Consider the following 21,950-nt stretch of genomic DNA (forward strand, 5'->3'; position numbering starts at 1 on the left):
AGCATGAGCGAAGTCATGAACCGGCTGCAGGAGAGGGCGGGCGTACGGTTCCGGAACGTCGCGCTGCTGCGACAGGCTTTTACCCATACGTCCTACGTGAACGAGCAGCGCGGCTCGCGCGTAGAGCACAACGAGCGACTTGAATTTCTCGGGGACGCCGTCTTGCAGTTGACCGTCTCGGAAGCGCTGTACCGGATGTATCCGGATCGTCCCGAGGGCGAGCTCACCCGTCTTAGAGCTGCCATCGTCTGCGAGCCGTCGCTTGTCCGTTTTGCCGAGGCGCTCGAATTCGGGCAGGTCGTGCTGCTCGGCAAAGGGGAGGAGCAGACGGGCGGCCGGAGCCGTCCGTCCCTGCTGGCGGATGCCTTCGAGGCGTTCGTCGGCGCGTTGTACCTGGATCAGGGGTTGGCCGAGGTGAACCGGTTCCTGGGCGAGCATCTATTCGCCCATCTGCCCAAGGAAGGACAGGCGCCGATCAAGGATCACAAGACCGAGCTGCAGGAGCGCGTGCAGCATCTGGGGCTGGGGACGCTGGACTACCGGATTCTGGAGGAGCGCGGACCGGCGCATGACCGTGAGTTCGTCGTGGAGGTCCGCATCGGCGAGCGCCCGCTCGGCCAAGGCGCAGGCCGCTCCAAGAAGGAAGCCGAGCAGCAATCGGCGGCGCAGGCGCTGCGCCAGCTGCGGAGCGACGCGGAGACGGGCGGCGGCGCGGCCGCAGGCAGCGAGAGACCAAAGGTGAGGGATCCCCATGTATCTGAAAGGCATTGAGCTCGCCGGCTTCAAGTCGTTCGCCGACCGCACGCAGCTCGAATTCGGGCGCGGCATCACGGCGGTCGTCGGACCGAACGGCAGCGGCAAGAGCAATATCTCCGACGGCATCCGCTGGGTGCTCGGGGAACAGAGCGCCAAGAGCCTGCGCGGAGGCAATATGCAGGACGTCATCTTCGCCGGCAGCGACGCCCGCAAGGCGGTCAATTTCGGCGAGGTGTCGCTGACGCTGGATAACAGCGACAAGGCGCTGCCGCTCGATTTCGCCGAGGTTACGGTCACCCGCCGCGTCCACCGCAGCGGGGACAGCGAATATCTGATCAACAAGCAGCCTTGCCGGCTGAAGGATATCACCGAGCTGTTCATGGATACCGGCATCGGCAAGGAAGCATATTCGATTATCGGCCAAGGGCGGATCGAGGAGATTCTGAGCACGCGATCCGAAGATCGGCGCGGCATCTTCGAGGAAGCTTCCGGCATCGTCAAGTACAAGTCGCGCAAAAAGGAAGCGCAGCGCAAGCTCGAGGATACCGAGGGCAACCTGCTGCGGATTAACGATCTCGTCGTGGAGCTGGAGAGCCAGGTCGAGCCGCTGCGCAAGCAGGCGGCCAAGGCCGAATCGTTCAAGCTGCTGAAGGAAGAGCTGAAAAACAAGGAAATCGCGCTGTACGTGCACCAGATCGATACCGTGCACAAGACGTGGGCGGAAACGAACGGCAAGCTCGACCGCCTGCGCAAGGAGCAGCTCGAGCTCGCTACGGTCGTGTCCGCGCATGACGCGCAGCTCGAAGAGGAACGCCAGGCGCTCCAACGTCTGGAGGAGGCGCTGGAACGTCTGCAGGACGAACTGCTCCGCACGACCGAGGAGACGGAGAAAAGCGAGGGCTACGGCGAGCTGCTGGCGGAGCGGCTCGCCAATCTGGCGCGCGGGCGTACGCAGCTCGAGGAGAGCCTGCAGCTCGCGACCGAGCGGCTGACGCTGGCTACGGCCGAGGGCCAGAAGCTCGCGGCGCGCAGCGCAGAGGTCGAAGGCGAGTTGGCTGCGCTCGGCTCGAAGCTGCGCGAAGAGGAAATGAAGCTGGCGATCGTCGACGGCAGCGAGGATGCCGAAGAGCGGCTGAAGACCGATCTGTTCGAGACGATGAACGCGATGGCCCAGGCGCGCAACGATATTCGATACTGCGAGCAGCAGCGCGAGGAGCTGGCGCGGAAGTCCGCGCGCACCGCGGGAGAGCGCGCTAAGCTGGAGGAGATGCGCGAGACGCTGAAGCTGCGGGGCGCGGAGCTCGAGCAGCGGGCAGCCGTCTGCGCCGAGGAGGTCGCCAGGGCGAGGGATCGCTATATCTCGGAAGGCGCGCGCGCGACCGAGCTGCAGCGCAAGCTCGAGGAGATCCAGGGCGAAGGGCGGCGGTGGGACCAGAAGCGCGAGGCGCTCGTGTCGCGGCGCGATACGATCGCGGAGCTGGCCAACGATTATGACGGCTTCCAGCACGGCGTACGCGAGGTGTTGAAGGCGGCCAAGCGCGGCCATCTGCATGGCGTGCACGGCGCGGTGGCGGAGCTCGTGACCGTGCCGGCCCACCTGGAGGTCGCGGTGGAGACCGCGCTCGGCGCGGCGCTTCAGAATATCGTCATGGAAAACGAATCGACGTCGCGCGCCGCGATCGGCTACCTGAAGCAGCGGCAGTCGGGACGCGCGACGTTCCTGCCGCTGGACGTCATCAAGCCGCGCAACGTCGGGGACAGCGACCGACGGATCGTCGCGGAGTCCGAGGGATTCGTCGGCGTCGCGTCCGAGCTCGTGAGTTTTGAGTCTCGGTACGCGGGCATCGTCGGCAGCATGCTCGGCAACGTACTGATCGCGGAGAAGCTGGAGCATGCGAACCGGATCGCCTCGCGTCTGCAGTACCGTTACCGGGTCGTGACGCTCGAGGGCGACGTCGTCAATGCGGGCGGCTCGATGACCGGGGGCAGCCTGGCGCGCAAGTCGTCCAACCTGCTCGGCCGCCAGCGGCAGCTCGAGGAGCTGGCGAAGGAAATCAAGGCCGCGGAGCAGGCCCGGATCAAGGTGCGCGCCGAATTCGACGACCTGAAAAAGGAGCTGTCCCTGGCGCAGCAAAACATCGAGCAACTCCGCGAATCCGGCGAGCGTGCCCGCATGGAAGAGCAGCAGGCAGCCGCGCAGCGGCAGCGGCACAAGGAGGAGCGCGAGCAGCTCGAGTCCCAGCTGGCCGCCGTCGGCGGCGACGAAGGCGGGCTCGGCCGGGAGAAGGCCGAGCTGGCCGCCGCCCGCGCGGAGGCCGAAGCCCGGCTCGCGAAGCATGCCGCCGAGGAGGAGAGCCTGTCGCGCGCCATCCGCGAGGCGGAGGAGCTCAAGCGGCGCAGCGCGAGCGCGAAGGAAGAGCTGCAGTCGCAACTGACCGAGCTGAAGGTGTCGATCGCGCGCATGGAGCAGGAGCGCGCGTCCATCGCCGATCAGGTCGGCAGGCACCGCGGCGAAGAATTAAGGTTAACGGCGGAGTCCCGCCAGTTGAAGGAGACGCTCGCGCAGAACGCGGCGGATACGGAGCGGACGGCCGCGGAGCAGAACGAACAGCGCGAACGGCTGAACGCGCTGCGTCTGGCCAAAAAAGAATACACCGAGGGAATCGAGTTCCGCCGCGCAGACCGGGCGCAGCGGCAGCGCGAGCTCGAGCGCAAGGAAAACGAGACGCGGGAGCAGCGCAACCAGCTGCGCCAAGTCGAGGACCAGCTGCGTCAGGCGGAGATCGCCACGAACCGGATGGACGTTGAGCTCGACAACCTGCTTCGCAAGCTGAGCGAGGAATACGAGATCGGCTACGAATGGGCCAAGGAAAAGTACGCGGTTCCAGAAGACGTGCCCGCCGCCCAGAACGAGGTGCGCGAACTGAAGCGCAAGATCACCTTGCTCGGCGAGGTCAACCTAGGCGCGATCGAAGAGTTCAAGCGCGTGAGCGAACGCTATGAATTCCTGGACGCGCAAAAAACCGACCTGATGGAAGCCAAAAGCAAGCTGCACGCGATCATCCACGAAATGGACGAGGAGATGTCGAGGCGGTTCCGCACGACGTTCGACCAGATCCGCGGCCACTTCGTCGTCGTCTTCTCCAAGCTGTTCGGCGGCGGACGGGCGGACTTGATCTTGAGCGAGCCCGAACGTCCGCTCGATACGGGCATCGAGATCGTCGCGCAGCCGCCCGGCAAGAAGCTACAGAATCTGCAGCTGCTGTCCGGCGGGGAGCGGGCGCTGACGGCGATCGCGCTGCTATTCGCGATTCTGAACGTGAAGCCGGTGCCGTTCTGCGTGCTCGACGAGGTCGAGGCCGCGCTGGACGAGGCAAACGTGGCCAGGTACGCGCACTATATGCGCGAATTTTCCGAGCTGACGCAGTTCATCGTCGTGACGCACCGCAAGGGCACGATGGAGGAAGCGGACATGCTGTACGGCGTGACCATGGAGGAAGGCGGCGTGTCCAAGCTCGTCTCCGTCAAGCTGGAGGAGAGCGAAGCGTTTACCGCCGAGGCGACGGCATAAGGCCAAGCGGGCGATATCGATAGCGGGCTGCGTCAACGCGCGAGCGGACGGGAGCCCCGCAGGAGGAATGAAGAATGAGTTTTTTCAAACGACTGAAAGAAAGCATCGCCTCGAAAACGGAGACGGTAACGAATAAGTTTAAGGAAGGTCTCGCCAAGACGCGCGACGCCTTTGTCGGCCAGGTGACCGATTTGTTCACCCGGCGCAAAAAGATCGACGAAGCTTTTTTCGAGGAGCTCGAGGAGATTCTGATCGGCGCCGACGTTGGCGTCAACACGGTCATGGAGCTGATCGAGGACCTGCGCGACGAAGTGAAGAAGCGGCGTATCGAGCAGCCGTCCGAGCTGCAGCCGATCCTCTCCGAGAAGCTGGTGGGGCTGCTGACCGAGAGCGGCGAATCCTCGCAGCTTAAGATGAACCCGGGGGGCATTACGGTCATTCTGTTCGTCGGGGTCAACGGCGTCGGCAAGACGACGACGATCGGCAAACTCGCCCACCGGTTCAAGCAAGAGGGCAAAAAGGTGCTGCTGGCCGCGGGCGACACGTTCCGCGCGGGCGCAATCGAGCAGCTGCAGGTATGGGGCGAGCGCGTCGGCGTCGAAGTCATCAGCCAGCAGGCCGGCTCCGATCCGGCGGCGGTCATGTACGACGCCGTCCAGGCGGCCAAGCAGCGCGGCGTGGATGTCCTGCTGTGCGATACGGCCGGTCGCCTGCAGAATAAGGCGAATCTGATGGAGGAGCTGTCCAAGATCTATCGCGTCATCCAGCGGGAGATCCCAAGCGCGCCGCATGAGACGCTGCTCGTGCTGGACGCGGCGACGGGGCAGAACGCGCTTCAGCAGGCCAAGCTGTTCGGCGAGAAGAGCGGCGTTTCCGGTCTTGTGCTGACCAAGCTCGACGGTACGGCCAAGGGCGGCATCGTCATCGCGATCCGGCGGGAAATGTCGCTGCCGGTCAAGTTCGTCGGACTCGGCGAGAAAATGGACGACCTGCAGCAATTCGACGCCGAGCAGTTCGTGCATGCGCTATTCGCAGGCCTGGCGGAAGAACAGCCGGCCGCCGAATAGTAATAAGGCGTCACCGCGGAATACTGTGAACATCCGACCGCAGCAGCAGCCCTCAGGGCGGCTGACTGCGGATTTTCTTTGTTTTTGGGCAAAAATAAGGTTTGACCAAAAAAGCCAGCTGTACTAATATACTTCGTATGCGAATTATTTGTTAAGCAATCATTTGCACGAAAATCGTTCAAATCTTTTTTGGAGACAAGGGGGAGGGAGATGGGCGATCAATCGTTAATTTCCGAGTTATTCAATTCGTTCAGAGAAGTCAATCAGTCTTTTTACCAATCGATGCAGCGAGCCGGACAGCATCTGGGCGTTACGCCGATTCAACTGCTCGTGATGAAGTCGCTAAGGGGCAAGCCGCAGATGAGCCTCTCGGAGCTCGCCGAATGCCTGTTCGTGGGTCCAAGCACCGCGAGCGGCATCGTCGAACGGATGGTCAAGGCCAAGCTGGTCTCGCGGGAGCGCCCTGAGAACGATCGTAGATCCATCGCGCTGCGGCTGACGCCGGAAGGCGAGGCGTTGTGGGTAAAGATCGACGAACGGCGTAAAATGATGCTGGAGCCGCTTAACGAGCTCGGCGAAGAAGATATAAGCGACTTGCTGCGCATCCATGGACGCATCGTGCAAATATTACACAGAGCGAGAGAGGAAAATAAAGATGAGTAATGCCATCGTATCCACCCTAAGAAGAGGCCCGATCGTCGCCTCGCTGCTTATCGGCGCGTTCGTCGCGCTGCTCAGCCAGACGCTGCTGAATGTCGCGCTGCCGAAAATGATGACGGACCTCGAGATCGGATCCAATACGATCCAATGGCTCGTGACGGGCTACATGCTCGTCAACGGCGTCGTCATCCCGATTACCGCCTATTTAATTTCTAAGTTTTCGACCCGACAGCTGTATATGGTCGCCATGGGATTGTTCACCGCCGGTACAGTCGTGGCCGCTGTCGCACCCGATTTCGGCACGCTGCTGACCGGCCGCCTGATTCAAGCTGTGGGCGCCGGCATCATGATGCCGCTCATGTCGGTCGTGTTCCTGACGATATTCCCGATCGAACAGCGAGGCAAGGCGATGGGCATGATGGGCCTGGCCATGATCTTCGCGCCGGCCATAGGTCCTACGCTGTCCGGCTGGGTCGTCGAGCATTATTCCTGGCGCGTCCTGTTCTACATCGTTCTGCCTCTCGCGATCTTTTCGCTCATCTACGGCGCGTTTGCCATGAAGAACGTAACGCAGACCTCCAAGCCGAAGCTCGACGTGCTCGGCGTCATATTCTCGACGCTCGGATTCGGCGGCATCCTGTACGGCTTCAGCGACGCGGGCAATGACGGCTGGGACAGCAGCCGAGTTATCGTCAGCTTAACCGTCGGCGCCGTGGCGCTCGTGCTGTTCGTCTGGCGCGAGCTCGTCGCGAAGAAGCCGCTGCTCGAGTTCCGCGTTTTCAAATTCGACATGTACTCGCTGACGACCGTGATCAACGTCATCATCACGATGGCGATGTTCTCCGCGATGGTGCTTATGCCGATCTACCTGCAGAACATTCGCGGCTTCACGCCGCTCGAATCCGGCCTTCTCTTGCTGCCGGGCGCGATCCTGATGGGGATCATGTCCCCGATCACGGGCATGATCTTCGACAAGATCGGCGCGCGCTGGCTGGCCGTCATCGGTCTCATCATCACGGCGTTCACGACGTGGGAGCTGAGCCGGATCGCGCTGGACTCGTCGTATATGCATATCATCCTGATCTACTCCGCGCGGATGTTCGGGATGTCGCTGCTCATGATGCCGATCCAGACGGCGGGCATGAACCAGCTGCCGCAGACGCTCAACTCGCACGGCTCGGCGATGTCGCAGACGCTGCGTAACGTCGCCGGCGCGCTCGGCACGGCGCTGCTCGTCACGATCATGACGAACAAGGCGGCAGACGAAGGCAAGGTGCTCACGCAGGCTTCTGGCATCGATCCGACCGACAAGGCGAATGCCGCACAGCTGGTGGAGATCGGCAAGGAAGCGACCTTGTACGGCATCCAGCATGCATTCGTCGTGGCCACCTGGATCACGGTTGCCGCGCTGGTGCTGGCCTTCTTCATCCGCAAGGTCAAGCCGCATCACGAAGTCATGAAGTCCGACAGCAATGCCAAAGCGGAAGCGTCCAAGTCCTCCGCACAAGTTTCGCGTTAATGGTTAACGAATAAAAAGCCGTCTAGCGTCTGGGGGTGTTCCCGGGCAGCGAGGCGGCTTCTTTTTCGCGCATATTCCGCAGCTTCAGTATAGATGCATTCGATGGGAAGCAAGAAAATGCCGAATATCGCTTAATCTGCCGTTAATGCGTTCCGAATTCGCGCCGAATAATTCCTTGGTATTGTTGAAGTACGCCGCTTTCGCCGGCGCTGCGCCGAAAGGGCGCCGCTGAGCGGAGCAGCATTATGAAGGAGGGATACAGTAATGAAAAGAAGCGCACTGTTATTGGCATGCGCCGTACTCGGAACGGGCGCGCTGCTGTCCGGCTGGTCGGGCGCGCGTACGGCTCATGCCGCGGGCCTGGCGACGCCGGATTACGAGGTGAAATGGTATCTGGACCCGTCCGTCGTGCTCGGGACAGACCACAAGCTGAAGAGCGCCGTGCTGAATGCATTCGACATGCCGTCCACGGTCGAAAAGATGAATGTGGCGTATCTGGACAGCGACGGGCTGGACCTGAACGGCGCAGGCTGGGACGTGCGCATCCGCAAGATGGAGTCCGACAGCGACGAGGAATTCGAGGTGACCTATAAAAAACGCTATCCGATAGCAGGCGGCAACATTCAGGAGGCGTTGAACGCGGCCGCAGCCGATGGCTTCGATTCGGAAGAGGAGGATTACGAGGCACAGATCGACTGGGGCTTCTCGTCCCAGACGCTCAGCTTCAGCAACAAAAAGGAAACGGAGCTTGACGGATACGACGGCATGGAGCTGCCGGATAACGGCGATTCCCGGGAGCTAGCGGAGGATCTCGTGCCGGGCAAGCTGGAAAATGAGCAATCCGGCGACTGGGCGGAGGATATCCTGCACGACGCTCATATATACGGGCCGGTCAGCGCCAAGCGGTCGATCGGCGAATGGAGCGGAGAAGAGCTTTACATCGAGGTATGGGAGATTAAAAAGGCATCGGGCAGCGGTTACGATTATCTCGTGGAAGCGTCGTTCAAGGAAGATGACTATGCTGCGGCATCCGCAAGACGGGATTCCTTGAAGAACAAGCTGGTCGCCGAGGGTTGGTTTCTGCCGCAGGACGGGCTCAAAACGACAAAAATTCTGGAGCGGTACTGAATCGTTTGGGAAAAGAGAAAAGCATCCATGAACCTCGCGGTCTGGATGCTTTTTTTTGCGGGCTAAGGGACGGTCGCCAATGGCTCCAATTGTGGCTGCACGGTCGGCGTGCCGTAGCTAGCCAAAATGCGGCGCTCCGGGAAAAGACAGCACGATTCGCCATTCACATCAGAGGTTGAACCGTTTATACTACTTCAAGAATGATAATCAATATCAATTGTATAGGGGTCCTCTTCTCATGAAAAAGCGCATCCGCTTTACGCCATTCCCTGCATTCCTTCTACTGCTCGCTTTATTGGCTGCTTGCGGCAGCACGGGCAACGATTCGTCCTCGGCTTCGTCCCCCGCCGCTCCGTCCGTTACCGAGCCCGCTGCCGGTACGTCCGAAGCAAGCGCATCCCAGTCTGCGTGGGAACCCGCGGATTACCGTCTCATGACGGACGCCGCAGGGCACGAGGTAAAGGTGCCCGCCCACCCGCAGCGCATCGTCGCTCCGTTCCTGGAGGATCCGCTGACCGCCCTCGGCATCAAGCCGGTAGCCCAATGGGGCGCGAGCGGCGTTCCCCAGCAATATCTGCAGGACAAGCTGGCCGATGTCCCCGTCCTCAAGATGGACGATGGCCTGAAGCCCGAGGAGACGCTCTCCTACAGCCCGGATCTCATCGTATTCCTGTCATCCGCCTACATGCCGGAAGGCAGCTACGAGCAGTTCGCGAAGGTGGCCCCGACCTTCGTGCTGTCCGACAACGGCGCGGACTGGCGCGGCAACCTTCAGAAGCTCGGCGCGCTGCTGAACCAAGAAGCGGCAGCGCAGCAGGCGCTGGCGCAGTACGACAGCAAGCTGAAGGAAGCCAAGGATAAGCTGGGCGACCTGCCATCCGCTAAGACGGCCGTACTGCTGCAGGCTGCCGACGACAAGAGCTTTAAGCTGTTCGGCCCGAACTTCTACGGCGGCGTCACGTTGTATCAAGCGCTTGGATTCCAGCAACCGCCCGTACTTGTCGGCAACTATGAGACGTATGCGATCGAGAAGCTTGCCGATCTCCAAGATGTCGATTATATCTTCGTCATCTCCGGTCCCGGCCGCGTCGCGCCGCCGGCGGACAACCCGCTATGGAAAACGCTGAAGGCCGTGAAGGCAGGTCAAGTGTTCGAGGCGGATTCGGGATACTGGTTCAACCTGAACTCCATCGCCAGCGGCCGGATTATGGACGATGTTCTGCGCGATGTGCAGGCTTAACGGATGGAACGACCTGCAGCCCGAGGCTGCAGGTCTGCTCTGTTATCGGCTGCTGAATGTCGAGCTGATCCGGGAGATGCCGCAGGCGCTGCCGACGGAAAGGCGGTTCATCGAGACGAAATCGCCGGCGCTGCTGCTCTCCAACGCGCAAGGCGGACGGTTGGTGATCGACGGACGGTCCCATGCGCTGCGTCCCGGCGCGCTATTCGTCTGCCGGGCCGGCAGACTGATCGAGCTGACCAACTATGCAGGATCGCCGGTAGAGCTGCTGCTGCTAGAGTTCGACGCGTTTTTCCCGCCCGTACCCGGGAGGGGACAGCGCGAAGAGGCGGTCAAGCCCGGCGCGACGGCGATCGACCGACTTCCGTTCCCTCCGTATGCGCAGCTGCCTTCCGCCTCGGCGGCAGGTCAGCTCTTCGGCGCGATCAGCGCGGGCTGGAGGACGGGCGCGCTCTCGGATCGACTCCGCTGCGAGGCCGCTTTGCTCGAACTGCTGAGTCTGTCGCTGAGCTGTCGGGAACAGCAGGTTGCTCTGGCGCTCGAAGCCGCCCTTGCGGAGCTCGAGAGACGTTATGCGGGCGACGTGACGATCGACGATCTGGCTGCCATAGCGGGCTTAAGCCGATTCCATTTCATGAGGCAATTCAAGGAGCGATACGGCAAAGGCGTCATGGAGTACCGCGCGGAGCTGCGGCTCCGGGACGCCAAGCGGCTCATGAGCGGGCCGGACGGGCCGACGCTGAGCGAGATCGTCTATCGCGTGGGCTATACGAGCGAGAGCTACTTCAGCAGCGTGTTCAAAAAGCAGACGGGGATTGCGCCCGCCGTCTACCAGCGCAACCAGAGGCGGCGGATCGCCGCGTACAGCTGGGCGAACTTCGGTCAACTGCTGGCGCTCCGGTCGATTCCGTACGCCGCTCCAACGGACCAATATTGGACGGATTATTACCGGAAACGGTACGCGTATGAAGTCCAAGCCCAGCTCAGCCACCAGTATGAATTCAACCGCAAAGCGTTGCTGGCGGCGCGTCCGGACATGATCGTAGGCATCGCCTCGTTCATCCCGCCCGACGAGCAGGACAAGCTGCGGGATATCGCGCCTACGCTGCTCTTGGACTGGGAGGCGGATTGGCGCAGCCATCTTCGGCAGGTGGGGGCGTTTCTGGGCGATGCCGGCGAAGCAGAGCGTTGGATCGGGCGCTACGATCGCGATGCCGCGGACCTCAGGGAACGGCTCGCGCAGGTCGTCGGCCGCGACGCTGCGCTACTCGTGATCGTCGGACGCCAAGGCATCTCGGTGTGCGGACGCCGGGCGGGCACCGTGCTATACGACGATCTCGGCTTCGGCGTACCCGCGGGGCTCGAGACGGGCGACATCGCTTGGACGAGAACCGTCACGCCTGAGGAGCTGTCCGGCTTCGGGGCGGATCGCATCCTCGTCCATCGGGGTTCCGATTCCGCTGCGGATGCCGAGTGGGAGCGTCTAGCCAGGTCCGAGTCATGGCGCAGCCTGCCTGCCGTGAGGGAAGGGAAGGTGCACTTCGGATCGGGCTGCGATTATTTCGAAGCGCCCGTGAACGAATACGCAGCAGAGCCGATGGGCCGCGCGCTCGCCGCGATCCCTCGCTGGTTCGGTTGCGGCTGAACTTAGCGTAGATAAAGGAAATGAAGCTGTCTCAAGCGTCGGATCATCGCCTTGCGATAGCTTCTTGCGATTGCGGCGTCCGGCACCAGCTCTTATTTTCCCCGCGATAAACTAGAAAAGGATTGGGCGAACGCTTCGGCAATGCTCCGGTCGATCCCCGGCCGGAAGCCGCCTTTCAGTCCGTATTCCAAGGCGGATTCATCCGCTTCGTAGCCGCCCTCCACGATGATCTTGTCGTCCGGGATATAGGCGCTTGAATCCAAGTATCCGATAAACAGCAGCCGCTTGACGCCAAGCGAAGCCTGAAGCTTAAGCATCACCTCGTAGCAGGGCTCGCCCCCGAGCAAGGCCACGTAGTGATCCGCGTCCAAGCGAATCAAGCCCGCCGGCAGAGAGATTGCGTCCGGCAGTTCCTCATAACGTGCCAGCACGTCCTCCGCAATGCGCTTGGTCGCGGGAAATCCCTCCGCATCCTCGATAGCCGCTATGATCCTTTGCTTCGAAAAAGGCTCAAGCGCCAACGTGATGCGAAACTGGCGCGCTTCAAGCTCGGGTTCTAACAGGCGGAAGGCCCCTTCCCGGGCGACGGCGCCTTTGATGCTCTGCGTCATCGCCATCGCCATTTCATTCATCTCGTCATAACCGCATGTAATGAATTCACCGAATTTGGCCGTCGCTTTCGGGCGCGCATTGCCGCCGGCGCTTTGAAAGAAAAGCGCCGTAGCGCCAAAATATTCCGCCTCGAGCAGGTGGCACACGCGTGCCGGAAAGTCGCCGGACAAATATAACGTGTCCCGCACGGTTACCGGATGGCAGGCATAATTAAACAAAACCGCCTTGATGTTCCCGGTCCGATCGTTAATCCGCAGCATTTGCAACCGGTCGTCTTTCCCGCCTTCCGGATTCGGAGCGTTCACGATCTTTCCGTTTAGAAGCTTCCTGCGGTTGATATTCCAATCCCCTTCGGCCAAGCCGTAGGCCAACGTTCCTTCGAACGTGTTGAGCAGCGCCCTGCGGATCAAACACTTCAGCCGTTCGAACAAAAAAGCTTCATATTCCGGTGACACTTGGCTCGCCTCGTCATAGCCTTCGACCGAAGGCCCGCCATGCGTATGACTGTAGGCGATAAACAAGCTGTCGCGGTCCATCCCGAACGCGGCCGCGGCATAGTCCTGAACCTTCCCGGTCAGCGCATAGTCATGAAACAGCAGATCCACGGCGATCAAAAGGACAGGATTTTTTCCGTCGTCCAAAAGAAGCGCTCTCGCATACAAATCGTCGTGTATGCCTTGAAAATACTTGCGGAAGTAGGATCCGTATCCTCCCATCGGGGTCAGACAGTCGGGGGTGATCAGTTCTTTGGCGACGCCGAACTTCATAAGAATGCCTCCTGCGCAACAGATTTCCGCCTTGCGGCGCTTACGGCCATTGTACTGAACCCGGCGAACGCTTCCTAGCACATAAAAGGACATTCGCCACGCGGAATTTGTCCGGTTTTGTGATGTCGCGCCCTATCAAAAGTGCCTATACTCAAGAGGCACGGCCAAGACACTTTTGAAAGGTGCGGATCGACATGAGTTTGATCAAACCGTTTGTCAAAACGCCTTCGACCATGGAGGGATACGACGAAGACGGCGTTACGTTCTTGGAAGTTGAAGAAGCGGAAACGCTGAACAGCAATTATGTGCGCATCGGACCGGGACAATCCAGCAACGCCGCGTACGGGTATCACGATGACGAAGAGGAGCTTTATTTTATCGTCGGAGGCGCTGCCGACCTGACGCTCGGAGAAGCGTCGTACGAGGTGAAATCCGGCGATGTGGTGTATATTCCGCGCAATACTTTCCATCAAGTGACGTGCACGTCGGAAGTGGATTTCGAATATTTCTGCGTGGCCAACTTCCCGGACCACCCGCCCAAGCTTAAGCCGATCCATCGGAAAGAATAGTTCACCGTCCGCCCGCACGCGCCTTGCCGCCCGATGCCGCAAAACGGTACAGGCGGCCATTGGCATGCCCTGGAAATGCATACCCTTTTGCGCTGCCGTAAGTTAAAATAACGGTAAATGCGGGAGCTAAGGGGAGAGGGACGTTGCCGTTAGCGGATATGGATGAAGAGCACGTCAATGTCAAGGTGACGATCGGCAATCTGGAATTCGATGTCTGGTACGACCGGGGCATTTTGCCCGTGGCGGGGAATCGGGACATCGAGAGCCACAATCACGCCTTGTATGAAGTCCAGTACATCGTCGGGGGTTCCGGCACGCTGATCGTCGAACAAGCCGAGCAACCGCTGCTGCCGAATGCGTGGCATATCATCGGCCCGGGCGTCTATCACGCGATCCGCCTTAACCGGAAGGATCCCTTGGTCCGTTCCTGTTTTCGCTTCTCGTTTCGTCCGATCCAGCGGCGGTCTCCCTCCGCGAACGAGGCCGAATCCCGGGAGATTCTCTCTATCCTCCATCATTTGACTTACGAATTCCGAACGGATGCGGGACGCCAGCGTCAATGGATCGGCGAGATCCAATCGGAAATGAAGGCGCGCCCCCTCGGATATGCGACCCGGATACAGAGTCTGCTGACGCTGATGCTCCTCGAGATCATTAGGGAAGTCGAGCCGGGTCATTCGCTGGATTCGCTTTTTTCTCCTTTGACCAAAGACGATCTGAGGGAGACCCTGATCGATGATTTTTTTGACCGGTACAAGGAACCGCTGACCATCGGAGATTTGGCCGGCGTATTGCATCTCAGCGTCAGACAGACGAACCGCATTCTGCTGGAGAAATATCGCACGACCTTCAAGCGGAAGCAAATCGATACGCGGGTTGAAGTGGCCAAAAATTTGCTTGTTTCAACGGATATGTCCATCCAGGAAATCGTGGAGGAAGTCGGGTTTTCGCTTCATCGGAGCTTCGGAAAAGCGTTCAAGCGCAACACGGGCTTAAAGCCGAACGAGTACAGGAAAGCGAACCGGTCTGAAAATCGGAGGTGACGCCGTTGCATTTCGATCCTTTGAACGAGCCTTATGCCTCCCGCCGCTCGGCCGTCTACGCGCGGAACGGGATGGTTGCCGCTTCGCAGCCGCTGGCCGCCCAGGCAGGCCTCGAGATGCTGCAGCGGGGCGGGAACGCTATCGACGCGGCGATTGCGGCCGCGGCCGCATTGACCGTCGTAGAGCCCACTTCCAACGGCATCGGCGGCGACGCTTTTGCCTTGGTATGGAGCCAAGGCAAGCTGCACGGTCTCAACGCAAGCGGTCCCGCGCCGGCCAAGCTGTCGATCGAGTCGCTGCGACAGGCGGGCTTCGACGCGATGCCGAAGACCGGCTTCGCCCCGGTGACGGTGCCTGGCGCTCCGGCGGCATGGGCTTCGCTGGCGGAGAAGTTCGGCAGGCTGCCGCTTGCCCAGTCGTTAGAGCCGGCCATTCGCTACGCCGAGGAGGGATTTCCGATCTCTCCGGTCGTCGGCAGTTACTGGCGCGGAGCGGCGCAGCATTACGGCGGACTCCTGAAGGGTCCGGAATTCGCCGAATGGTTTCGCACGTTTGCCCCTGACGGCATCGGTCCTTCAATCGGCGACATCCAGAAGCTGCCCGATCATGCCCGCACCCTGCAGGCGATAGCGGAGACGAACGCCGAATCGTTCTACCGCGGCAAGCTGGCGGAGGCGATCGACGGTTTTTCCCGGCGATTCGCCGGTTTTTTACGTTTGGAAGACCTGGCCGCCTACCGGCCGGAATGGGTCGAGCCGATCCGGATCGACTATCGCGGATACGACGTATGGGAGCTGCCGCCCAACGGCAGCGGACTGACGGCGCTGCTGGCCTTGAACATTCTAAAGGGATTCGAGTTCGCGGAGCGCGATACGGCGGATACGCTGCACTTGCAGCTGGAAGCGATGAAGCTCGCATATGCGGACGGCAAAGCGTATATCGCCGATGCGGGCGCGATGTCGGTGTCGGCAGCGGAGCTGCTGTCCGACGCGTACGCCCGGGAGCGCCGCGGACTGATCGGCCGCGAAGCGATGGCGCCGGGGCCGGGTAAGCCGCGGCGGGGCGGAACGGTCTATCTGTGCACGGCAGACCGGGAAGGCAATATGGTGTCTTTCATCCAGAGCAATTATATGGGCTTCGGCTCGGGTCTGGTCGTTCCGGGCACCGGCATTGCGCTGCACAACCGGGGCTGCGGATTTTCGCTCGATCCCGCAGACGACAATGTCCTGCAGCCGGGGAAACGGCCGTATCATACGATCATCCCGGGCTTCTTGGGCAAAAACGGCGCGCCCGTCGGCCCATTCGGCGTGATGGGCGGATTCATGCAGCCGCAGGGCCATGTGCAGGTGGTGATGAATGCCATCGACTTCGGGTTGAATCCGCAAGCGGCGCTGGACGCGCCAAGGTGGCAGTGGCTGGAAGGCAAGACGGTCGAGTTCGAGCACGCGACGCCGCGCCACTTGTTCGACCAGCTCGTCAGACGAGGGCACGACGCGAGGTGGGGGAGAAGCGCCGGCGCTTTCGGCCGGGGGCAGATGATATGGCGCACGGATGCGGGCGTGTTGGTCGGCGGCACGGAGCCGCGAACGGACGGACATATCGCCGCTTGGTAAAATTCGCCGAAGTTAAGGCGCATCCACGGTAAAGGATCTCCGCGAGGAGGTCCTTTTTGACGTTAAATTGAGTTATGTAATATTACATATATATAACACGAGAGTTCTGGCGGGGTGTCGGAGCTGGAGGGAGGCAGCCATTAGGGAACGTCAAGGTGAAAACGATTGCAAAACCTTATGAAAGCGCTTGATGTCCAAGCCGTTCGCATAAAACAATCAATGCCTCAAAAACGGATAATGCAGGAAGAAGTAAGGGGGATAACACTTCATTAAACTGGACTATAGGCGCAAGCCGTTCCCCTTTATATAGTGAAATCAAGGCAAACGACCATAAATTTACATCTTAAGGGAGGTTTAAATCAATTGGCCAATTTCAAAGCGAAAAGGATTGTTGCGCTGCTGTCCCTCTCCATCCTGGGAAGCGCGGTCGCCGGCTGCAGCGACAATTCTCCAAAGGACACCGCTAGTGCATCGTCAAGCGCTTCAAGTACGTCTGCAAACAGCGCGCAACCGTCTTCATCGGCCGCCTCGGGACCGAAATATCCGGCATCGCTCAGTTATTGGACGGTCATGGATACGGATGCGGCGGTATCGATCAAGAGCTACAACGAGATGGGCATCTACAAGGAGCTTGAAAAACGAACGGGCACAAAGGTAGAGTTCCAGCATCCGCCGGCCGGAGAGGAGCAGGTCAAGGATCAATTCAACCTGATGATGGCTACCGGCGACTTGCCCGATGTCATGTCGTACCCGTGGAAAGCGAACTCCCCCGACAAAATGATCAAGAACGGCAAAATCCTACGCCTGAACGAAATCATCGAGAAGTACGCGCCGAATCTTACGAAGATGCTCGATGACAGACCGGATCTGAAGCGGCAGTTGACCAGCGATGAAGGCAACATGTACGTGTTCCCGTTCATCGGGGAGGACAATCCCGTCTTCGTGTTCAACGGTCCGTTCGCCCGCAAGGATTGGCTGGAGAAGCTGAATCTGAAACCGCCGACGACCATCGCAGAATGGGAGGCCATGCTGGTCGCCTTCCGCGACGGCGATCCGAACGGCAACGGCAAAAAGGACGAAATTCCTTACTTCTACCGGCAGACGGATTACGAAACCAGCTTTCCGTTTCTCGGCGCCTACGGCTTAAGCTCCGCCTTCTATCAGGAAAACGGCGTGGTCAAGTACGGTCCATACGATCCGAAATTCAAGGAGTACCTGTCGCTGATGAACAAGTGGTACGAGATGGGCTTGATCGACAAGGACTATTTAACATCGGACGTCAAAATAAGGGACAGCAAAATGCTGAGCGATCAGATCGGCGCGCAAACCGGGTGGGGCGGAAGCGGGCTCGGCGGCTACCTGCAGCTCAAACGACAGCAGGACCCGAATACCAAGTTTAGTCTGATCGGCCTGCAATTCCCGTCGTTGAATCCCGGCGAATTGGCGGTATCGAGCGGCGCCCCGACCGCGCAATGGAGCGGCATCGGCGTAGCCATCACCACTTCCGCTAAAAATCCGGAGGAAATTGCGTCCTGGCTCGATTACGGGTATAGCCAGGAAGGCAAAATTCTGTACAACTTCGGCGTCGAAGGCGAGAGCTACACGGTTGTGAACGGCAAACCAACGTATACGGAGACGATCACGAAAAATCCGAATAAGCTGTCGATCACGCAAGCGCTCGGCATGTACACGGTCGTCGCTTCGGACGGTCCGTTCCAGGCGGACGAGGGCGCCGACCTTCAGTGGCATCCCGATCCGGAAACGCAAGATGCGATGCGAACGTGGACGAAGGCGGATCACTCGAAGTTCATGCCGTCTTACCTCAATTCGGATGAGCAAGCCCGGATCGCCTCCATCATGACCGACCTTCGCACCTATCAGTACGAAATGATCAATAAATTCATTATGGGCGCAGAATCTCTGGATAAATTCGATGCGTATATCGCCACGCTGAAAAAACTGGGGATTGAGGAAGCGACCAAAATCTATCAAACGCAATACGACCGGTTCATGAAAAAGTCATAACCGTTCCACAGGGAAGGGGAGGTTCGGTAAACGTATGGAAGCAATGCTGCTTAGAGAAGGGGGTGAGGTTCATGTAGCGAGTACAGGGTAACAGGCCGCCATTGTCAGCTCGCATCCAAGACGGTCAGGAGAAGGATGTTAAAACAAGCTGAAGGAGTGAAAACAATGTTGATCAAAAGTTATATCGGGAACAAGCCGGCGTATAGGAAATGGTTGATCGCGCTCTTGTGCATGGCGATGGTGCTCGCCATGTTCTCGGCAGCGCAGCCGCAAGCCCATGCAGCGACGGATATCTGGGTGGCGCCGCCAACCTCCGGCGGCAACGATTCGTCTCCGGGCGACGGGACGTCGGCGCATCCGTACGCGACGATCGGCAAGGCTTATTCCGTCGCGGGATCGGGCGACACCATTAAAGTCAGAGCGGGCACCTATGCGGTGGGCACGTCCTTGGCGGGATTCAAGACAACCAAGGACAATATCAAATATGTGTCCGTCGACGGGAAATATCAAGCCAGCATCGTACCGGCAGACGCGACGAAGTCGTTCGACATCTGGGAGAATTGGGGCAGCCATGTCGAAATCGACGGCTTCGAGATCGACGGCTCGGGTACGCAGGCCAGGAACGGCATTCTGAATCAAGGCTCTTACGTCACCATCAAGAATAACGACGTGCACGATATTATGGGATCCGGCACGGCGTGCGACAGCAACGGCGGCGCCGGGATCAACGTAACGGACTTCAACTTCTCGAGCTTCATGACGGGCACGGTAGTGACCGCCAATAAGGTCCACAATATCGGTCACGGCACGTGCGGCTACATTCAAAGCATTTATATCAGCACCAAGGCCACCGTCACGAATAATGTCGTCTATGACAATCCGGGCGGGGCCGGCATCCATCTTTGGCACGATGCGCATGAAGTCGATATCGTGAACAACACGATCGACAACCACAACTTCGGCATTGTCGTAGGCGCCGGCAACACGTACAAAGCTTGCACCTTAGACAGTTGGGGTTGCACGGCGGATCACGTATACGTCGCCAACAACATCATTACGGACAGTACGTATGGCATCGACCTGTCGGGGACGGTCGGTTCGAACAACACCTACGATTACAATCTTATTAACGACGCTACGTACGACTGGTACCCCACGACGATGACGCACGGGACGCACAATATCACGGGCATAGGTTCGGATCCGGCATTCGTGAACTACGCGGGAGACGATTTCAGGCTTTCCTCCGCCTCTCCGGCCGTTAACGCAGGGAGCTCGGCGAATGCGCCATCCGTCGATTTCGCCGGGAACGCGCGTACGGGTACGCCGGACATCGGAGCCTACGAATACGGTTCTACCGGGGGCGGCTCGGGCAAGACGCTGACGTTTTGGGAGAAGGACAGCGAAGCGGGCACCACATCGACTTATTGGTATAAGCAGGCGCTGGTGGACGGCGCGGTCGTCTGGGAGAGCGACGTGACGGCGGACGGCACGGGGTGGCAGTCCCATTCCGTCCCGATTAACCCTTCCGGCTCGACCTTTACGCTGCAGTTCAGGCTGATCAGCAAAAAGGCCGTCTCGAATTACCCTATTTCCTTTAATGTGGACGACGTGGCGGTAAGCGGGACAACGGTCGCGAATGCCGACTTCGAAACGACGACGGGCTGGAGCTACAGCGAGACGACCGTCGGTACGCCGCCGGCCGGCACGCCGTTCACCGGGGCTTACGACGCGGCATTTCACGGCGGCGCCCAGTCGTATAAGATTTCTTATCCCGGCTCGACGGCTTCGGCGGCGAACTTTAGCGCCCAGATCTCGCAGTCGTTGACGGCGGGCAAGACGCTGACGTTTTGGGAAAAGGACAGCATCGGCAGCGATACCCCGAATTACTGGTACAAGCAGGCGCTGGTGGACGGCGTCGTCGTTTGGGAGAGCGACGTGACGGCGGATGGCACGAGCTGGCAGCAGCGGTCGGTGCCGATCAACCCGACTGGCTCGAGCTTTACGCTGCAGTTCCGGCTGATCAGCAAGCAGGCGGTCTCGAACTACCCGATCTCTTTTTACGTCGACGATGCGGCGGTCAGCGGCACGACGGTCGCCAATGCGAACTTCGAATCGGCCACGGGCTGGAGCTACGGCGAAACGACGATCGGCTCGCCGCCGGCGGGAACGCCGTTCACCGGCGCTTTCGACGCTTCGTTCCATGGCGGGGCCCAGTCGTATAAAATCTCTTACCCCGGCTCGACCGCTTCTTCGGTCGGCTACAATGCTTCGATCTCGCAATCTGTACCGAACTGACGGTTGAAAGGCGGATCGGATTCGGGCAGGCCGCGATTGTGGGCGCTGTCCGAGTCCGTTTCCTTGACATTCAAGCGCAAAGGGTGAGGCGAATGAAATTCGGAATTTCCAAGGCGGAGATAACGCCGCGAACGCCGGTATTCATGGCCGGCTTCGCCGACCGGACGCATGAGAGCGAAGGGGTCCACGATCCGCTGTACGCAAAGGCGGTGCTCTTGCAAGCGAACAAAACGCTGGCGATCATTACCCTGGATCTCGTCGGATCGGACCGCAGCTTCATCGACGGGATCACATCGGCGCTGGAGAACCGATTCGGCCTGCGCCGCGACGAGGTGCTAATCAATTTCTCGCACACGCACCATGCCATCGCGGCGCGCGGCCCGGTACAATCGGAGTTCGGCGCGTACAGGCGCGGCAGCGTCATCGACTTCACGATGGTGCTCGACACGCTCCTGACCCTTGTCTCGGACTGTTACGATCGTCTGGAGGAAGGAAGGCTGTGGCTTGCCCGGGGCACGTCGCGGTTCGGCGTCAGCCGCCGGAAACTCACCGAGCAAGGCGTGCAGTGGAAGCCGGCTTACGATACCGAGATCGACCACGATCTGTTCGTCCTGAAGCTGGTCGACGGCGAGCGGCAGGTAAGAGGGATTTTATACAACTACGGCTGTCATCCGACTTCGATGAGCTCGGATAACTATCTGATATCGAACGACTACCCCGGAAAAACGAGCAGCGTGCTCGAGGAAACGTATCCGGGCGCTACAGCGTTCTTCCTGCAAGGCTGCGCGGGCGAGATAAAACCGATGAAAAGCGCAAGCGGCGACGATTTCATCAGCTGCACCGTCGAACAAATGGAAGAAGCGGGAGCCGAGCTCGCTCGGGCCGTTATCCAAGTCATGGAAGCGTCCGCGTTCTCGCCGATTCAAGGTCCTTTCAGAACGATGCTGACCGAAGCGACGCTCCGAATGGAGCGGACGCCCGTCGAGCATTTTGAAGGCATCGCGAACGATCCGGCGATCGGGGAAGCGCGCAGAAGGGGGGCCGCGCGCAAGATCGAGCAGATCGAGAAGGGATTCACGAAGGAGCAGACTTCGATCTATATCGCCATATGGCATTTGGACGATGCGACGCGCCTGATCGCCCTGGAAGGCGAAATTTCCACGGAATATGCGATGCTGCTCAAACAGCTGTTTCCCGGCGGAAAAACGATCGTGCTTGGCTACTCGAACGGCGTGTCCTTCTATGTGCCGACTCGGAAAATGATCGCCGAGGGCGGCTATGAAGTCGATTTTCACCCGCTTGGCGGCCCGTTTAGCGGCATCTTTTTCCCGGAAATCGAAGACGTGATCGTCGGTCAAATCGCGAAGGCCGACCTGTCGCTTCGACTTGCGGGCTCCGCATCAACTATCCAACGAGACCAAGGTTAGGAGCGCTGCC

General features: G+C 59.9%; 15 protein-coding genes. 14 read left to right on the forward strand and 1 reads right to left on the reverse strand.

Annotated features, from left to right (window positions below; translation table 11 throughout):
• Positions 1 to 3: 3 nt before the first annotated feature.
• From rnc to PQG80_RS02370, 8 genes are all read left to right on the forward strand, one after another.
• Positions 4 to 771 (forward strand): ribonuclease III, encoded by a 768-nt coding sequence (gene rnc / locus PQG80_RS02335; protein WP_271749511.1) that lies wholly within the window; start codon positions 4 to 6, stop codon positions 769 to 771.
• Complete coding sequence (gene smc, locus PQG80_RS02340; protein ID WP_271749512.1) at positions 752 to 4,327, forward strand: chromosome segregation protein SMC; 3,576 nt, start codon at positions 752 to 754, stop codon at positions 4,325 to 4,327. Before rnc ends, smc begins: the two co-directional genes overlap by 20 nt.
• A gap of 74 nt (positions 4,328 to 4,401) precedes the next feature.
• The gene (gene ftsY, locus PQG80_RS02345; RefSeq protein WP_271749513.1) at positions 4,402 to 5,394 is read left to right on the forward strand and encodes a signal recognition particle-docking protein FtsY; all 993 of its coding nucleotides are present in this window, start codon (positions 4,402 to 4,404) and stop codon (positions 5,392 to 5,394) included.
• Positions 5,395 to 5,604: 210 nt separating this feature from the next.
• Positions 5,605 to 6,057 (forward strand): MarR family winged helix-turn-helix transcriptional regulator, encoded by a 453-nt coding sequence (locus PQG80_RS02350; RefSeq protein ID WP_271749514.1) that lies wholly within the window; start codon positions 5,605 to 5,607, stop codon positions 6,055 to 6,057.
• Positions 6,050 to 7,573: a DHA2 family efflux MFS transporter permease subunit gene (locus tag PQG80_RS02355; RefSeq protein WP_271749515.1), complete on the forward strand. Its 1,524-nt coding sequence runs from the start codon at positions 6,050 to 6,052 to the stop codon at positions 7,571 to 7,573. The genes PQG80_RS02350 and PQG80_RS02355 overlap by 8 nt, the downstream gene beginning before the upstream one ends.
• A gap of 264 nt (positions 7,574 to 7,837) precedes the next feature.
• Entirely contained in the window at positions 7,838 to 8,701 is an 864-nt protein-coding gene (locus PQG80_RS02360) for a hypothetical protein (protein ID WP_271749516.1), read from the forward strand.
• Positions 8,702 to 8,939: 238 nt separating this feature from the next.
• Entirely contained in the window at positions 8,940 to 9,941 is a 1,002-nt protein-coding gene (locus tag PQG80_RS02365) for an ABC transporter substrate-binding protein (RefSeq protein ID WP_271749517.1), read from the forward strand.
• Complete coding sequence (locus PQG80_RS02370; protein WP_271749518.1) at positions 9,916 to 11,586, forward strand: AraC family transcriptional regulator; 1,671 nt, start codon at positions 9,916 to 9,918, stop codon at positions 11,584 to 11,586. The genes PQG80_RS02365 and PQG80_RS02370 overlap by 26 nt, the downstream gene beginning before the upstream one ends.
• Positions 11,587 to 11,678: 92 nt before the next feature.
• Here PQG80_RS02370 and PQG80_RS02375 read toward each other — a convergent pair whose 3' ends face one another.
• On the reverse strand, positions 11,679 to 12,965 hold the full coding sequence (locus tag PQG80_RS02375) for a hypothetical protein (RefSeq protein WP_271749519.1): 1,287 nt from the start codon (positions 12,963 to 12,965) through the stop codon (positions 11,679 to 11,681).
• A 194-nt stretch (positions 12,966 to 13,159) separates the two neighbouring features.
• Here PQG80_RS02375 and PQG80_RS02380 point away from each other — a divergent pair, with 194 nt between their 5' ends.
• The 6 genes from PQG80_RS02380 (at position 13,160) to PQG80_RS02405 (ending at position 21,940) form a co-directional block, all read left to right on the forward strand.
• Complete coding sequence (locus PQG80_RS02380; RefSeq protein WP_271749520.1) at positions 13,160 to 13,534, forward strand: cupin domain-containing protein; 375 nt, start codon at positions 13,160 to 13,162, stop codon at positions 13,532 to 13,534.
• A gap of 143 nt (positions 13,535 to 13,677) precedes the next feature.
• The gene (locus tag PQG80_RS02385; RefSeq protein ID WP_271749521.1) at positions 13,678 to 14,577 is read left to right on the forward strand and encodes a helix-turn-helix domain-containing protein; all 900 of its coding nucleotides are present in this window, start codon (positions 13,678 to 13,680) and stop codon (positions 14,575 to 14,577) included.
• Positions 14,578 to 14,648: 71 nt separating this feature from the next.
• Entirely contained in the window at positions 14,649 to 16,190 is a 1,542-nt protein-coding gene (locus PQG80_RS02390; protein WP_271749920.1) for a gamma-glutamyltransferase family protein, read from the forward strand.
• Positions 16,191 to 16,553: 363 nt separating this feature from the next.
• Entirely contained in the window at positions 16,554 to 18,215 is a 1,662-nt protein-coding gene (locus tag PQG80_RS02395; RefSeq protein WP_271749522.1) for an extracellular solute-binding protein, read from the forward strand.
• 165 nt (positions 18,216 to 18,380) lie between these two features.
• Entirely contained in the window at positions 18,381 to 20,513 is a 2,133-nt protein-coding gene (locus tag PQG80_RS02400) for a right-handed parallel beta-helix repeat-containing protein (protein ID WP_271749523.1), read from the forward strand.
• 92 nt (positions 20,514 to 20,605) lie between these two features.
• Entirely contained in the window at positions 20,606 to 21,940 is a 1,335-nt protein-coding gene (locus tag PQG80_RS02405) for a neutral/alkaline non-lysosomal ceramidase N-terminal domain-containing protein (RefSeq protein ID WP_271749524.1), read from the forward strand.
• Positions 21,941 to 21,950: the final 10 nt, after the last annotated feature.

This window comes from Cohnella rhizoplanae (assembly GCF_948329515.1).
In the GTDB taxonomy this organism is placed as follows: Bacteria; Bacillota; Bacilli; order Paenibacillales; family Paenibacillaceae; genus Cohnella; species Cohnella rhizoplanae.